At 72.1% G+C, this 14,769-nt stretch carries 13 protein-coding genes and 1 pseudogene; 10 read left to right on the forward strand and 4 right to left on the reverse strand.

The features are described 5' to 3' along the window. Positions 1-146: 146 nt before the first annotated feature. The gene (locus AB0M30_RS40055; RefSeq protein WP_363993842.1) at positions 147-914 is read right to left on the reverse strand and encodes an IclR family transcriptional regulator; all 768 of its coding nucleotides are present in this window, start codon (positions 912-914) and stop codon (positions 147-149) included. Positions 915-1,067: 153 nt separating this feature from the next. On the opposite strand from AB0M30_RS40055, the gene AB0M30_RS40060 reads away from it, so the two are divergent. Genes AB0M30_RS40060 through AB0M30_RS40075 form a run of 4 tightly spaced genes read left to right on the forward strand, consistent with a single transcriptional unit; the run spans position 1,068 to position 6,278 of the window. Further along, the gene (locus AB0M30_RS40060) at positions 1,068-1,889 is read left to right on the forward strand and encodes an MIP/aquaporin family protein (RefSeq protein ID WP_364595532.1); all 822 of its coding nucleotides are present in this window, start codon (positions 1,068-1,070) and stop codon (positions 1,887-1,889) included. 14 nt (positions 1,890-1,903) lie between these two features. After that, the gene (gene glpK / locus AB0M30_RS40065; RefSeq protein ID WP_364595535.1) at positions 1,904-3,418 is read left to right on the forward strand and encodes a glycerol kinase GlpK; all 1,515 of its coding nucleotides are present in this window, start codon (positions 1,904-1,906) and stop codon (positions 3,416-3,418) included. A gap of 17 nt (positions 3,419-3,435) precedes the next feature. Beyond that, positions 3,436-5,124, forward strand: coding sequence for a glycerol-3-phosphate dehydrogenase (gene glpD / locus AB0M30_RS40070; protein WP_364595538.1), 1,689 nt, complete (start codon positions 3,436-3,438; stop codon positions 5,122-5,124). 59 nt (positions 5,125-5,183) lie between these two features. Beyond that, positions 5,184-6,278: a hypothetical protein gene (locus AB0M30_RS40075; RefSeq protein WP_364595541.1), complete on the forward strand. Its 1,095-nt coding sequence runs from the start codon at positions 5,184-5,186 to the stop codon at positions 6,276-6,278. On the opposite strand, the gene AB0M30_RS40080 is transcribed toward AB0M30_RS40075, so the two are convergent. Continuing rightward, on the reverse strand, positions 6,202-7,143 hold the full coding sequence (locus AB0M30_RS40080; protein WP_364595544.1) for an aminoglycoside phosphotransferase family protein: 942 nt from the start codon (positions 7,141-7,143) through the stop codon (positions 6,202-6,204). The two genes, AB0M30_RS40075 and AB0M30_RS40080, sit on opposite strands and share 77 nt — an antisense overlap. 91 nt (positions 7,144-7,234) lie before the next feature. On the opposite strand from AB0M30_RS40080, the gene argG reads away from it, so the two are divergent. Continuing rightward, on the forward strand, positions 7,235-8,680 hold the full coding sequence (argG, locus tag AB0M30_RS40085) for an argininosuccinate synthase (protein ID WP_364595546.1): 1,446 nt from the start codon (positions 7,235-7,237) through the stop codon (positions 8,678-8,680). Positions 8,681-8,732: 52 nt separating this feature from the next. Here argG and AB0M30_RS40090 read toward each other — a convergent pair whose 3' ends face one another. Together AB0M30_RS40090 and AB0M30_RS40095 are read right to left on the reverse strand one after the other, a co-directional pair. Further along, positions 8,733-9,740, reverse strand: a complete 1,008-nt coding sequence (locus AB0M30_RS40090) for a medium chain dehydrogenase/reductase family protein (RefSeq protein WP_364595549.1) — start codon at positions 9,738-9,740, stop codon at positions 8,733-8,735. Positions 9,741-9,819: 79 nt separating this feature from the next. Beyond that, the gene (locus tag AB0M30_RS40095) at positions 9,820-10,389 is read right to left on the reverse strand and encodes a helix-turn-helix domain-containing protein (RefSeq protein ID WP_364595552.1); all 570 of its coding nucleotides are present in this window, start codon (positions 10,387-10,389) and stop codon (positions 9,820-9,822) included. Positions 10,390-10,578: 189 nt separating this feature from the next. Here AB0M30_RS40095 and AB0M30_RS40100 point away from each other — a divergent pair, with 189 nt between their 5' ends. From AB0M30_RS40100 to AB0M30_RS40120, 5 genes and pseudogenes are all read left to right on the forward strand, one after another. Further along, positions 10,579-11,154, forward strand: a complete 576-nt coding sequence (locus AB0M30_RS40100) for a DUF6801 domain-containing protein (protein WP_364595555.1) — start codon at positions 10,579-10,581, stop codon at positions 11,152-11,154. A gap of 198 nt (positions 11,155-11,352) precedes the next feature. Beyond that, the gene (locus AB0M30_RS40105) at positions 11,353-11,931 is read left to right on the forward strand and encodes a papain-like cysteine protease family protein (protein WP_364595558.1); all 579 of its coding nucleotides are present in this window, start codon (positions 11,353-11,355) and stop codon (positions 11,929-11,931) included. After that, positions 11,928-12,695: a hypothetical protein gene (locus tag AB0M30_RS40110; RefSeq protein ID WP_364595561.1), complete on the forward strand. Its 768-nt coding sequence runs from the start codon at positions 11,928-11,930 to the stop codon at positions 12,693-12,695. Before AB0M30_RS40105 ends, AB0M30_RS40110 begins: the two co-directional genes overlap by 4 nt. A gap of 50 nt (positions 12,696-12,745) precedes the next feature. Beyond that, the gene (locus AB0M30_RS40115) at positions 12,746-13,804 is read left to right on the forward strand and encodes an Lrp/AsnC family transcriptional regulator (RefSeq protein WP_364595564.1); all 1,059 of its coding nucleotides are present in this window, start codon (positions 12,746-12,748) and stop codon (positions 13,802-13,804) included. Positions 13,805-13,836: 32 nt separating this feature from the next. Beyond that, positions 13,837-14,709, forward strand: a pseudogene (locus AB0M30_RS40120) (serine hydrolase domain-containing protein); the annotation flags it as partial. Positions 14,710-14,769: the final 60 nt, after the last annotated feature.

The following is a 14,769-nucleotide window of genomic DNA, read 5'->3' on the forward strand; positions in this document are numbered from 1 at the left end:
GGAGGCTCCACCCCCGCGCCCCCTCGCCCCCGTCCCCCCCCCCCTGCCCCCCCCCGCGGGGGCCCGTTAATAACACCTTCGGGACCTCCGAGGTCCCGAATGAGTCATTCGCGACGTCCGGCGTTGCGTGGGGATGGCCGACTCCTTCACCATCGGGACGCTCCCAGGTCCCGCGAAACCGCCCGCGCCGCGTCGCGGACGTGGCCCAGCAGCCGGGCGCTGGGGCTGCCGTCCGGCTCGCAGATCCGCTCCACCGCGCCGGACACCCCGAGCGCGCCGACCACGATGCCGCCGTGGCCGCGGATCGGGGCCGCGATGCCGGCCTCGCCCGAGATCATCTCGCCGTTCTCCGCAGCCCAGCCCGCCTCGCGGACCTTGGCGCACGCGCGCTTGATCGCGGTCTGGGTGACCAGGGTCCGGCGGGTGTAGGCCTCCGGTTCGCCGGTGCGCAACGATGCCACGAGCGTCGTGTCGTAGGCCAGCAGGACCTTGCCCAGCGCGGTCGCGTGCAGCGGCAGCAGCGTGCCGACGTCGAGGGTCTGCAGGCTGTCGTCCGGCCGGAACACGTGGTGCACGACCAGCACCCGGCCCTCCAGCGGCGCGCCGATCCGGACCGCCTCGCCGCTGCGCGCGGCCAGGGCGTCGGCCCAGTTGATCGCCCGGGAGCGCAGCTCGTTGACGTCGAGGTAGCTCGTGCCCAGGTGCAGCAGCGCGGCGCCCAGCTGGTACTTGCCCGTGTCGCGGTCCTGCTCGACGAACCCGACGCCCTGCAACGTGCGCAGGATCCCGTGCGCGGTGCCCTTCGCCAGTTCGAGCGCGTCGGCGATCTCGCCGACGCCCAGACGCCCCGAGCCGCGCGCCAGCAACCGCAGGATCGCGGCGGCGCGCTCGATGGACTGGATCGGACCGGGCACGGCGCACCCTAACCCGACCGGCCCTGATTCGACAATGTCGAACATCCACTCCGGCCGTTCGACAATGCCGACCGCCGTCCGTTGACCGGCCTGAAATGCGAACTTAACTTCACTCCACCAGTAGGGGGACAAGGTCCTTTGTGGAGGAAAGCAATGGTGCGAAGCCTCAAGGCCCGCGGACTCGGTGGCGAGATGGCCGCCGAGTTCGTGGGAACGATGATCCTCATCCTGTTCGGGTGTGGCGTGGTGGCGCAGGTCGTCGCCGCGGGCATCGGGGACCACGACAGCATCGCCTGGGCCTGGGGCCTCGGCGTGACGCTGGGTGTTTACGTCGCTTCGCGGATCAGCGGCGCGCACCTGAACCCGGCCGTGACCATCGCCTTGGCGGTGTTCAAGGGCTTCGAGTGGCGCAAGGTCGCTCCCTACGCCCTGGCCCAGACGGCCGGCGCGTTCCTGGCCGCGATGCTGGTGCGGTGGAACTACACCGAGGTTCTCAACGCCAAGGACCCGGGCCTGACGATCAAGACCCAGGGCGTGTTCTCCACCCTTCCGGGTAACGGCACGCTTCCGGTGGGTGACTGGGGTGCCTTCCGCGACCAGATCATCGGCACCGCGATCCTCGTCCTGGTGATCTTCGCCATCACCGACCTCCGCAACACCTCGCCGGGCGCGAACCTGGCCCCGGTCGTCGTCGGCTTCCTCGTCGTCGCCATCGGCATGGCCTGGGGCACGAACGCCGGGTACGCGATCAACCCCGCCCGCGACTTCGGCCCCCGCCTGGCCTCCTGGCTGACCGGCTACGACACGGCGTTCACCGACCAATACGGCTTCCCCTACTGGTGGATCCCGATCGTGGCGCCGATCGTCGGCGCGGTCATCGGCGGCGCGATCTACAAGTACCTGATCGAGCGGCACCTGCCCGCCGGGGACCCGCTGGACGCCATGCCCGCCAAGGACTTCGAGCCCGCCAACTGAGTAGGAGCACGACCATGCCGGACTTCGTCGGCGCCGTAGACCAGGGCACCACCAGCACCCGCTTCATGATCTTCGACCACGGCGGCAACGAGATCGCCCGCCACCAGCTCGAGCACGAGCAGATCCTGCCCCGGCCGGGCTGGGTCGAGCACGACGCCACCGAGATCTGGGAACGCACCCGCTCGGTCATCGCGACCGCGCTGAACAAGGCGAACCTGAGTGTGGGCGACCTGGCCGCGCTCGGCATCACCAACCAGCGCGAGACCACCGTCGTGTGGAACCGCCGCACCGGCCGCCCGTACCACAACGCCATCGTCTGGCAGGACACCCGCACCGACCGGATCGCCTCCGCGCTCGAGCGCGAGGGCAAGGGCGACATCATCCGCCGGAAGGCCGGCCTGCCGCCCGCCACCTACTTTTCCGGCGGCAAGCTGCAGTGGATCCTCGAGAACGTCGAAGGCGTGCGCGAGGACGCCGAGAAGGGTGACGCCCTCTTCGGCACCACCGACTCGTGGCTGATCTGGAACCTCACCGGCGGCCCGGACGGCGGCGTGCACGTCACCGACCCGACCAACGCCTCCCGCACCATGCTGATGGACCTCGAGACCCTCGACTGGGACGACGAACTGCTGTCGTTCTTCAACGTCCCGCGGCAGATGCTCCCGGCGATCCGGCCCTCGTCGAACCCGGGCTTCGGCACCACCCGCGCGGACGGTCCGCTCGGCGGCGAGGTCGCCATCACCGGCGTCCTCGGCGACCAGCAAGCCGCCACCGTCGGCCAGGTGTGCTTCCGGCCGGGCGAGGCCAAGAACACCTACGGCACCGGCAACTTCCTGCTGCTCAACACCGGCCAGGAGCTGGTCCGCTCCCAGCACGGCCTGCTGACGACGCTGTGCTACCAGTTCGGCGACGAGAAGCCCGTCTACGCGCTGGAAGGCTCGATCGCCGTCACGGGGTCCGCGGTGCAGTGGCTGCGCGACCAGCTCGGGATCATCAGCGGCGCGGCCCAGAGCGAGAGCCTGGCCCGCCAGGTCGAGGACAACGGCGGCGTCTACTTCGTCCCGGCGTTCTCCGGCCTGTTCGCCCCCTACTGGCGCTCCGACGCCCGCGGCGCGATCGTCGGCCTCACCCGCGCCACGACGAACGCCCACATCGCGCGGGCCACCCTGGAAGCGATCTGCTACCAGACCCGCGACGTCGTCGAGGCCATGCAGAACGACTCCGGCGTCACGCTGGACGTGCTGCGGGTGGACGGCGGCGTCACCGCCAACGAGCTGTGCATGCAGCTGCAGGCGGACATCCTCGGCGTGCCGGTGTCGAAGCCGGTCGTCGCCGAGACCACCGCGCTCGGCGCCGCCTACGCGGCCGGGCTGGCGGTCGGCTTCTGGAAGTCGACCGACGAGCTCGAACAGAACTGGAACGAAGACAAGCGCTGGACGCCGACGTGGACCGACGAGCAGCGCGCCGAAGGCTACGCGGGCTGGCAGAAGGCCGTCGGCCGCACGCTCGACTGGGTCGACGTGCAGTGACCACGAGGAGGAACACCGTGACCCCGCTTTCCCCGCAGTACCGCGCGGAAACGTTGCGGAAACTGGTGAACGAAGAGGTCGACGTGCTCGTCGTCGGCGGGGGAGTGACCGGGGCCGGCGTCGCGCTCGACGCCGCGTCCCGGGGGCTGTCGACCGCGCTGGTCGAGGCCCGCGACTTCGCCGCCGGCACGTCCAGCCGGTCGTCCAAGCTCATCCACGGCGGCCTGCGCTACCTGGAGCAGCTGGACTTCAAGCTGGTGCGCGAAGCCCTCAAGGAACGCGGCCTGCTGCTGCAGACGCTGGCCCCGCACCTGGTGCGGCCGGTCAAGTTCCTGGTCCCGCTGCAGCACCGGGTGTGGGAGCGCGGCTACATCGGCGCCGGCGTCACGCTGTACGACACCCTCGGCGGCGCCCGCGCGCTGCCGCGGCACCGGCACCTGTCCAAGCGGGGCGCCTTCAAGGTGGCCCCGGCGCTCGCGGACGACGCGCTGATCGGGGCGATCCAGTACTACGACGCCCAGGTCGACGACGCCCGCCACACGATGACGATCGCGCGGACGGCCGCCGAGCAGGGCGCTTCGGTGCTCACGCGGGCTCGCGTCACTTCGCTGCTTCGCGACGGCGAGCGAGTCGTCGGGGCGAAGGTCGTGGACCGCGAGAGCGGGATCGAGTTCGAGATCCGTGCTCGCACCGTGGTCGCCGCGACGGGCGTGTGGAGCGACGACATGGCGGAGGCGGCCGGGATCCCCGCGCCGTTCACCGTCCGCGCGTCGAAGGGCATCCACCTCGTGGTGCCGCGCGAAAAGATCGACCTGGACACCGGGCTGATCCTGCGCACCGAGAAGAGCGTGCTGTTCGTCATCCCGTGGGGACGGCACTGGATCGTCGGCACCACCGACACCGAGTGGGACCTCGACCGCGAGCACCCGGCGGCGAGCCGCGCGGACGTCGACTACGTGCTCGGACACCTCAACGCCGTCCTGCGCACCCCCGTGACGCACGACGACATCGAGGGCGTCTACGCCGGGCTCCGCCCACTGCTGGCGGCGAAGGCGGCCGCGACGACGAAGCTGTCGCGGGAGCACGCGGTGGCGCACCCGGTGCCGGGCCTGGTCATCGTGGCCGGCGGCAAGTACACGACGTACCGGGTGATGGCCGCGGATGCGGTCGACGTCGCGGTCGAGGAGCTGGGCCGCCCGGCCCCGCCGTCGTGGACCGACCGGCTCCCGATCGCCGGTGCCGAGGGCTACCACGAGCTGTGGGCGGACCGGTTCGGCGTGGCCGCGAAGGCGGGACTGCCGCTGACCCGCGTCGAGCACCTGCTGCAGCGGTACGGCACGCGGATCTGGAACCTCCTGGAGCTGATCGAGAAGGAGCCTTCGCTCGGGGAGCCGATCACGGAAACGTCGGAGTACCTCCGCGTGGAGGCCGTCTACGCGGTCTCCCACGAGGGCGCGTTGCACCTGGAGGACGTGCTCACGCGGCGGACGCGCATCTCGATCGAGGAGCGCGACCGCGGTGTCGCGGCGGCGCCCGTCGTGGCCGGGCTGATCGCCCCGCTGCTGGGCTGGGACGCGCACCGGACCGACCGCGAGGTGGCCAACTACCTGGCCCGGGTGGAGGCGGAGCGGTCGGCCCAGGAAGCCCCGGACGACGCGGCGGCGAACGCCACCCGCCTCGCGGCCCCGGCGCTGCTGCCGAGCTAAACCGGTCACCGCCGTCGCGCGTGGACACCCCGGAACCGACCTGAAGGGGAGGAACAGGGATGTTCAGAGGTGTTCTCGCGGCGGCGGCGGTGGCGCTGGTGCTCACCGCGGTCCCGGCCGGTGCGGACGAACCGGTCGCCCCGGTCGACCTGGGCACGCTGCCCGGGGGACTGACCAGCTACGGAGATCGGGTGTCGAACTCCGGAATGGTGTTCGGGACGGCGTTCGACAAGGCGAACAACCCGCGCGGGGCCCGGTGGGACGCGGCAGGCCGGATCACCGAGCTGCCGCCGCAGCCGGGCTACGACACGGTCGACCCCGTCGCGATCACCGAGGACGGGGTGGCGATCGGCAACTCGGTGATAGCCGATGGGTCCGGCCGGCGGGCGACGCTCTGGGGCGCGTCCGGGGTGCCGGTGGACCTGCCGCCGGTGCCGGGCTACCCGTCCTCCACGGTGGCCGCGATCAACGCCCACGGCATCGCCGTCGGGTATTCCTACGGCACTTCGGCTCCGGACACGGCGGTGGAGTGGGACACGGCCCGGGGCACGGTCACGGCCCTCGGCCAGGGCCGCGGCTTCGCGATCAACGACGCGGGCGCGGTCCTCAGTGCGTACCAGGGGGAGTCGAAGTACTGGGACCCGGCGGGCAACCTCGTGCCGTTGGAAGGCGGCGGCACGCCCGCCGACCTCGACAACGCGGGCACCGTCGTCGGCTCGAGCGGCTCCCACGCCGCGAGGTGGGATGCGGCGGGCCACCTCACCGTGCTCGACACCACCTGGAAGTTCAGCACCGCGGAGGAGATCGGCGAGGACGGGACGATCTACGGCACCGTGGAGGCGGGGGACGGCAGCCCCAGGAACCTGGCCCGCTGGGACCCGGCCGGGCAGCTGACCGTGCACCCGAATCCGGACGGCGAATGGAACCGGCTCGGCGCCGCGAACAACACGGGCAGCGCGCTCGTGGAAATCGGCGGCAGGGACTTGGTCTGGGGGCCCGGCGACAGGCTCACCGAGCTGCGGCCACTGACGGAGTACGCCTGGTGCCGCGCCGAGGACATCAACGACCGCGGCGCGGTCACGGGCGCCTGCACGGTCTTGACCCGGAACCTGCACGCCCTGCGGTGGGACCTGCCGGTCGTCGGCAGCTGGTGAGCACGCCCAGCTCGGTGAGCACGTACCGGGCGTTGGCCGAGATGACCGGGTTCGTGTTCCGGTAGTACGGCAGCTGGATCACCGCCATCGACAGCGCCCGGCCCCGGCCGCGGGCCCAGGTCGCGTCGTCACCGCCGACGGCGTCGCGAAAGGTGGGTCTGGTCTCCGCGGTCAGCAGGTTCCACGCCGGGATCAGGTCGATCGCCGGGTCGCCGAGGCCCGCGGTCGCCCAGTCGAGGACGCCGCTGAGGCGGCCGTCGCGCAGCAGGAGGTTGCTCGGCATCAGGTCCGCGTGCACCCAGCACGGCGCGCCTGTCCACTGTGGAGCTTCCAGCGCCTCGGCCCAGACGGCGAGGGCCGCCTCTGCGTCGAAGGGCTCGTCGATGCGGCGCAGCTCCTCGATCGCGCGGCGCGTGGCCGTGTCCACCGTGGACAGCGGCTGCCCGCGGAAGGCCGGGGGACCGTCCGCCGGGTGCGCCCGCAGCGCACGCACGAACTCCGCCAGGTCGTGCGCCGGTGCGTCCCGGCCTTCGAGCGCCGGTGAGCCGTCCAGCCAGCCGTGCACCGCCCACGGCCACGGGTACCCCTCGGCGGGTTCGCCGACCGCGACGACGGCCGGGACCGCCACCGGCAGTCCGCCGAGCGCGGGGAGGACCCGCGCTTCCTTCGCGATGTCACCGGCGCCGCCCGCGGTCAGGGGAAGCCGGACCGTCAGGCCGTCACCGAGGCGGTACACCGCGTTGACCGTGCCCCCGGAGGCCAGGGGAGTGACCGGCAGGTCCGCCCACCGCGGGAACTGCCCGCGCACCAGCCGCCGGACCAGCGCGGTGTCGATGGTGTGCTCGTCGGCGTGCATGCGGCCCATGTGAGCACCGAACCACGCACGTCAACGGGGTTTTCGTGACTCGGCGCACCCCGGATTGCACGACGATGCATCGCCGTGCATAATCATTCGCATGTCCAAGGTGCTCACTTCCCTGCCCGTCGGCGAGCGTGTCGGTATCGCTTTCTCCGGCGGCCTCGACACTTCCGTAGCGGTCGCGTGGATGCGCGACAAGGGCGCGGTCCCCTGCACCTACACCGCCGACATCGGCCAGTACGACGAGCCCGACATCGATTCGGTGCCGGGGCGCGCCGGCCAGTACGGCGCCGAGATCGCCCGGCTGGTCGACTGCCGGGAAGCACTGGTCGAAGAGGGGCTCGCGGCGCTGACGTGCGGCGCGTTCCACATCCGCACCGGCGGCCGCAGCTACTTCAACACCACCCCGCTCGGCCGTGCGGTCACCGGCACGCTGCTGGTGCGCGCGATGCTCGAAGACGACGTCCAGATCTGGGGCGACGGCTCCACCTACAAGGGCAACGACATCGAGCGGTTCTACCGCTACGGCCTGCTGGCCAACCCCTCCCTGCGCATCTACAAGCCGTGGCTCGACGCGGACTTCGTGACCGAGCTCGGCGGCCGCAAGGAGATGTCCGAGTGGCTGCTCGCGCACGACCTGCCCTACCGCGACAGCACCGAAAAGGCCTACTCGACCGACGCCAACATCTGGGGCGCCACGCACGAGGCCAAGTCGCTGGAGCACCTGGACACCGGTATCGAGATCGTCAAGCCGATCATGGGCGTGGCGTTCTGGGACCCCGAGGTCGAGATTTCGGCCGAGGATGTCACGGTCGGCTTCGAGCAGGGCCGGCCGGTGACGATCAACGGCAAGGAGTTCGCCACCGCCGTCGACCTCGTCCTCGAGGCCAACGCCATCGGCGGCCGGCACGGGCTCGGGATGTCCGACCAGATCGAGAACCGGATCATCGAGGCCAAGAGCCGCGGCATCTACGAGGCTCCGGGCATGGCGCTGCTGCACGCGGCCTACGAGCGGCTCGTCAACGCCATCCACAACGAGGACACCCTCGCCAGCTACCACAACCACGGGCGGCAGCTCGGCCGGCTGATGTACGAGGGCCGCTGGCTGGACCCGCAGGCGATGATGCTGCGCGAGTCGCTGCAGCGCTGGGTCGGCACCGCGATCACCGGCGAGGTCACCCTGCGGCTGCGCCGCGGCGAGGACTACTCGATCATCGACACGACCGGCCCGGCGTTCAGCTACCACCCGGACAAGCTGTCGATGGAGCGGACCGAGGACTCGGCGTTCGGCCCGGTCGACCGGATCGGCCAGCTGACCATGCGCAACCTGGACATCGCCGACTCGCGGGCGAAGCTGGAGCAGTACGCGAGCCTCGGCATGGTCGGCGGCTCGAACCCGAAGCTGATCGGCGCCGCCCAGGCCGCGTCGACCGGCCTGATCGGCGCGATGCCCGAGGGCGGCGCCGAGGTGATCGCCTCGCGCGGCAAGACCGACGACGTCGAGCTGCTCGACAACGCCGCGATGGAGTTCGGCACGGACTGATCGCTCACGACCCGAAGGCCACCACGCTCGCCGTGGTGGCCTTCGGTGCGTTTCAGGGGACGAGCACGACCTTGCCGGTCACCGTGCCGGACTCGGCCAGCGCCAGGGCTTTCGCGGCTTCGGTCAGCGGCATCCGCGCGGCCACCTGCGCCTTGAGCTGTCCCTGCACGGCCAGCTCGAAGACCGCGGTCAGGTCTTCGGCCAGGCGGGCGCGGAACCGCGCGAGGTTCCGCTTGCCGCCCCAGACGTTGTAGAAGTGCGCCCGGCGGCGGTTCGGCAGCGCGTTCCACCACAGCAGCCGCGCGACGAGTTTGAACACGGCGGGCTTCGGGTTGCCCCCGGCGTTCACGGTCGACGCGCTGCCGTAGGCGAGCAGGGCACCGCCCGGGGCGAGCAGGCGGAACGAATCGACGATGCCGGGCCCGCCGACGTGGTCGAAGACGGCGTCGACCCCGCCGGGCGCCAGCGCGCGCACCCGGGCCGGGACGTCGCCGCGGTAGTCCACCGCGGTGGCGCCGAGCGCGGTCACGACGTCCAGGTTGCGGGCCGACGCCGTGCCGATCACCTTGATCCCGGCCGCGCGGGCGAGCTGCACGAGGGTGGTGCCGACGCCGCCGCTCGCGCCGTGGACCAGGATCGTGCCGCCGGGGCGCACCTTCGCCCACCGGTGCAGCATCTGGTACGCCGTGATGCCGTTGACGACGAAGGTTTCCGCTTCGGCGGCGTCCAGGCCGTCGGGCACCGGCACCAGGTCGGCGGCGGGGAGGGCGAGGTGGCTGCGCCACCCGCCGATCTTGGTCATGGCGGCCACGCGACGGCCGATCAGGGCGGGGTCCGCGGCTTCGAGCACCGTGCCGACGACGTCGTAGCCGGGGACGAACGGGAACGGCGGCTGGTCGTAGTACTTGCCGCGCCGCATCTGCTGCTCGGCGAACGAGATTCCGGTGGCCTCGACGCGGATCAGGGCTTCGCCGGCGCCCAGGGGCGGCAGCTCGCGGTGTTCGACGCGCAGGCCGGCCGGCGCGACGAGGCCGGGGAGGACGATCTCGGTGACGTTCACGGTGGTTCCTTCCAGGGTGTGAGTGACTGGTCAATCACTCGACGGGCGAGAAAACCGGCCCGGGATCGGGCCGGGGTTTTCAGTTCTTGCCGGGGTGGCGGATGCCGGCGGCCAGCACGGCGGCCCATTCGCCGGCGCGCTCGTCCAGGTCGAGGGTGACGATCAGGTGGCAGAGCTGCCCGTAGGCGATGAATCGCTGCACCTCGTCGTCGGCCGCCCCGGAGCGTGAGCGGGCGAATTCGGTCACCTTGGCCAGCCCGCGGCGGACGGCGTCGGCGATCTCGGGCGTGTCGGCGGCCGACTGGGCGTGCACCTGCAGCATCAGCAGGTTCCGGTCGGCGATCAGCTCCGCGTAGGCGTCGCCCATCTCGTACAGGATCTTCCCCGGGTCGGCATCCTCGACGCGGGCGGCGCCGTTCGAGAGCGCGTGGACGACGAGTTCGTAGCACCGGTCCAGCGCGGCGACGAACAGGGAAACCTTGCCGGGGAACAACTTGAAGACGTACGCGGGGGAGATGTCGGCCCGGGCGGCCACCGCGCTGATCGGCGTGCCGTGGTAGCCGCCGCCGGCGAACTCGGCGATGGCCGCCTCGATGACGGCGTCCCGCCGGGCGTCGGAGGTGGAGAGCGTGGCACCACGTTTGGTCATGTGAGTGACTGTACACTCACTCGCACCGTGTGGCAACCACGCCGCCGCCCTCGCGGGTCGATGACAAAAACCGGAACCGTACGGCCGGACGCGCATGACAAATTCCCGGGAAACGAGAAAAGCAAATAGCCGGTTGGGAAGTTTTCCACCTAGTATCCGAACCGCCGTTCGACGAGGAAAGGACCGGACATGAGGAATACCCGACGCCGCGGAATCGGCCTTGCCGCGCTGCTGGCCGGCGCGCTCGCCATTGTTTCCGCGGGACCCGCCGCGGCCGCCGAAAAGACGCTCACCTACCGGGGCGGGTTCCCGCTCATCGGCGACCAGGCGGTCACCGTCGTGGTCGGGGCCGACATCCCCGCCACCGCCGCCGCGGGCAGCACGGTTTCGGTGCCCTTCAGCCTCGACGTCGACGCCGGCCAAGCCGCCGGTGACGGCCTGCGCCTGGTCGGCGCCACCCAGCTGTCCGGCTCGATCAAGTCCCGGGTGAACGTGGCCGTCGGCGGGCAGTCCGTGGCCATCCCGGTCGCGCTGCCGATCCCCGCGACGCCGGTGCCCGCCGAAGGCAGCCTGAAGTTCACCGCGCGCGGCCAGGTCGACTTCACCGTGCCGGCCGGCACCCCGGCCGGCGAGGCGGTCAGCAGCGTCGACCCGGCCGCGAGCACGCACGTCGTCACCGACAGCAGCCTCGGCGAGTTCGACGTCAAGCTGACGCTCGACCCGCCGGACCAGGACGCCGTCCTCGGCACGACGACCGTTTCCTGACCCGGTCGCCGCGGGGCCGCCGGAATCCGTCCGGCGGCCCCGGGGCGATGCCGGAATCCGGCGGCCCGGAACTGCCGGGATCCGCCGGAATCGTTTCCCGCCAACGCAATCCTCCCTTGGTAGGTACCGGATCACGGTGCCGGGAGCGGAGTATTCCCAGCCACCACGTCGAATCATCACCGGCTGGAGGAGTACTTCGTGAAAACCATTTCAAGAGTCCTGTGTGGACTCGCCACGCTCTCGGTCGCGGTCGTCGGGCTGCAAGCCCCGGCCACCGCGGCCGCGGCGCGGACCGATCTCGGAATCACCATGCAGGCGCAGCAGAAGGACCAGTGGTGCTGGGACGCCAGCGGCAACACGATCGCCGGCTATTGGGGATACTCCCTAACCCAGACCCGGTTCTGCCAGATCGCGCACAACGAATCCGGTAGCGACTGCGCCAACAACCAGGGCTACCTGTCCGACCAGCAGCGAGTCTTCCGCTACCTCGGCTTCACGAACGTCGGCACGTACAACTCGGGCGGCCAGACGCTTTCCTTCACCGGCGTCAAAACCCAGATCGACGCCGGGAAGCCGGTCGGCACCCGCATCGGCTGGCGCTCCGGAGGCGGCCACATGCACGTGCTCTACGGATACGACAATTCGAGCGGCACCACCCGCGTCGAATACGGCGACCCGTGGCCGAACAACAGCCGCTACAACTCGATGAACTACGACACCTACCGCTCGAACAGCCAGTTCCAGTGGACCCACACGCTGTACGGGATCGAGGGATGAGCATGCTGCGGAAAGTGCTGGGCGTGGCCGTGCTGGCCGGCGCCGTGATGCTCACCACGGACGGTGCCGCGAGCGCGGCGGACGGGCCCACCGGCGCGCCGACCGCCGCCGACACCGCCGCCATCGGCCAGGTCACGGGCGGCGCGGCCACCCTCGGCCGGCTCGCGACGACGAAGTTCCCGGGCAGCCGCGCGGCGGCCGCGGCGGCGCAGCAGGCCGCCGACCCGGGGACGCAGGTGCCGGTCTACGAGCCGACGGCGGCGTTCGTCGCCGGGAAGTCGGACGTCCCCGCCGCCCTCGCCTACGTCGCGGTCCCGGCGCGGACCGGCGACGGCACCGCCGCCACCGTCTGGGCGGAGCGCCAGGGCGCGGCGTGGACCGTCGTCAACGTCGCGTCCGGCGACTACGAGCGGCAGTACGCCCAGGCCGCCGCCGGCGGCTACCTCCTGCACGAGCCCCAGGTCAACGCGTGGTACGCGGTGCACGGCGACGTCGTGACGGTCCTGGACGGCTCGGTCACCGGCCTGGCCGCGGGCACGAAGGTGTCGCTCCGGGACTACCGCACGGCGCTGCACGGGCGGTACGCGGACAAGCTGCCGGGCTCGGCCTACGACCGCGAAGGCGCGGGCGGTGGTTACGGCGGCCGCGAACGCGCGGTGCCCGCGGCGGACCCCGGTGACGGGCCGGCACTGCCGATCGCGCTCGGCGGTGTCCTCGTGCTGATGGCGGGCGCGGCCGTGGTGCCGCGGCTGCGGCGCCGGTAGGACGGCGAGGGGCACGCCGGCGCGTCCGGCGTGCCCCTTGGCAGCCGATCATGACCAGGTCACAATGCGCCATGCCCGTTTCGCCCGGTGCGCCGCCGGAAACGGCGCGCCCGGGGTTGAGCGCGTCGGACCTCGCGCTGGTGGAAGCGCTCCAGCGCGACCCGCGGGCGCCGTGGACGCGCATCGCCGCCGCCGTGGGCACCGACGCGACCACGGCGGCCCGCCGCTGGGAGCGGCTGCAGGCCGCCGGGCTGGCCTGGCTCACCGCCTACTGCACCCCGCCGACGACCACGGTCGGCTACGTCGACCTCGCCTGCCGGCCGGACGCGCTGAGCGGACTGACCCGCGAGCTGTGCGGCTGGCCGTCGGTGTTCAGCGTCGAGCGCACGACGAGCCGGTTCTCACTGTTCCTCGGCCTGTCCGCCCGCGACCTCGACGCGCTGGACGCGCTGGTCACCGGCCGCATCGGCGCCCTGCCCGGGGTGCGGGAGGTCCGCTTGGCCGTCGCGACCCGCGTCTACCGGGAGGGCAGCGGCTGGCTGGTGGACGCGCTCGCCCCCGAACAACGGGCAGTGCTGGACGACACCGCGGTGCAGGCCCGGCTGGTCGTGCCGCAGCAGTGGAACGACCGGGGCCTGCGCGCGCTGGTCGAGTCGCTGGGCGAGGACGGGCGGCGCAGCTACGCGGTGCTGGCCCGTGACTGCGGGATGAGCGAGTCGGCGGTGCGGCGCACGCTGGCGCGGATGCTGCGCAACCACGAACTCGACTTCCGGTGCGACCTCGCGCACGTCCCGGCCGGCTGGCCGGTGATCGCGGGCTACCGCCTCGACACCCGCGCGACGGAGCTCGACCGCGCCGGGGCGGCGATCGCGCAGCTGCCGGAGACCCGGCTCGCCGCGGCGGTGGTCGGGGAGGGCAACCTCGTCGTGTCGGCGTGGCTGCGGGTACCGGCCGACTGCTCGGCCTACGAGACGCGGCTGGCGGAAGCCGCCCCCGGTGCGCGGGTTCTCGACCGCGCGATCACGCTGCGGATGCCGAAGCGGATGGGCCGGCTGCTCAGCCCGCACGGCCTCGGCGGCCCGCACCAGGCGATCATCCCGGCCCGCTGAAGTATCGTCGGCCGGACCGCCCGGGGAGGATCATGAACCTGCGCGAGACCCTGCACCGCTACGTCGAGGACGGGACGCTGCCCGGTGCGGTGGCGATCGTGGACCGGGGCGGCCGGCGGGAGGTCGTGACCGCCGGCTCGGTCGACGTCGAGGGCAGCCGCCCGATGGCCGAAGACACGCTGTTCCGGTTCGCGTCCATCACCAAGCCGATCACCGCGGCCGCGGTGCTGGTGCTGGTGGACGACGGCCGGCTCGCCCTCGACGACCCGATCGGCCGCTGGCTGCCCGAGCTGGCCGAGCCGAAGGTCGTGCGGACGCCGCCGGGCCCGCTCGACGACGTCGTCCCGGCGAAGCGGCCGATCACGGTGTTCGACGTCCTCACCGGCCAGGCCGGCTGGGGCTTCCCGTCGGACTTCACCCTCCCGGCCGTGCGGGCGCTGCTCCCCGTGCAAGGCGACGGCCGGGAGGTGCAGAGCTTCCCCGAGTCCGACGTCTGGCTCGCGCGGCTCGCCCGGGTGCCCCTCGCCTACCAGCCCGGGGAAGCCTGGCTGTACGACACCTGCTCCACGATCCAGGGCCTGCTCGTCGCCCGCGCGTCCGGCCAGTCCTTCCCCGAGTTCCTCGCCGAACGGATCTTCGCCCCGCTGGGCATGACCGACACCGGCTTCGTGGCCGCGCCCGGCCGGTCCACCGCCTTCTGCAAGAAGACCGCCGGCGGGCTGGTGCTCGCCGATCCGCCGGACGGCCAGTGGCGCACGATGCCGGCGCTGCCGCTCGGCAACGGCGGCCTCGCCGGGACGGCGGGCGACTGGGTCGCGTTCGGCCGCATGCTGCTGGGCGGTGGCGCCGGCGTGCTCACCCCCGAGGCCGTCCGGCTGATGACCACCGACCACACCACCGCGGCGCACCGCGAGATCGGCACGCTCTTCCTCGAAGGCCAGGGGTGGGGGATGGGCGGCGCGGTG

It is taken from the genome of Amycolatopsis sp. NPDC051716, from assembly GCF_040681595.1.
Taxonomy (GTDB): domain Bacteria; phylum Actinomycetota; class Actinomycetes; order Mycobacteriales; family Pseudonocardiaceae; genus Amycolatopsis.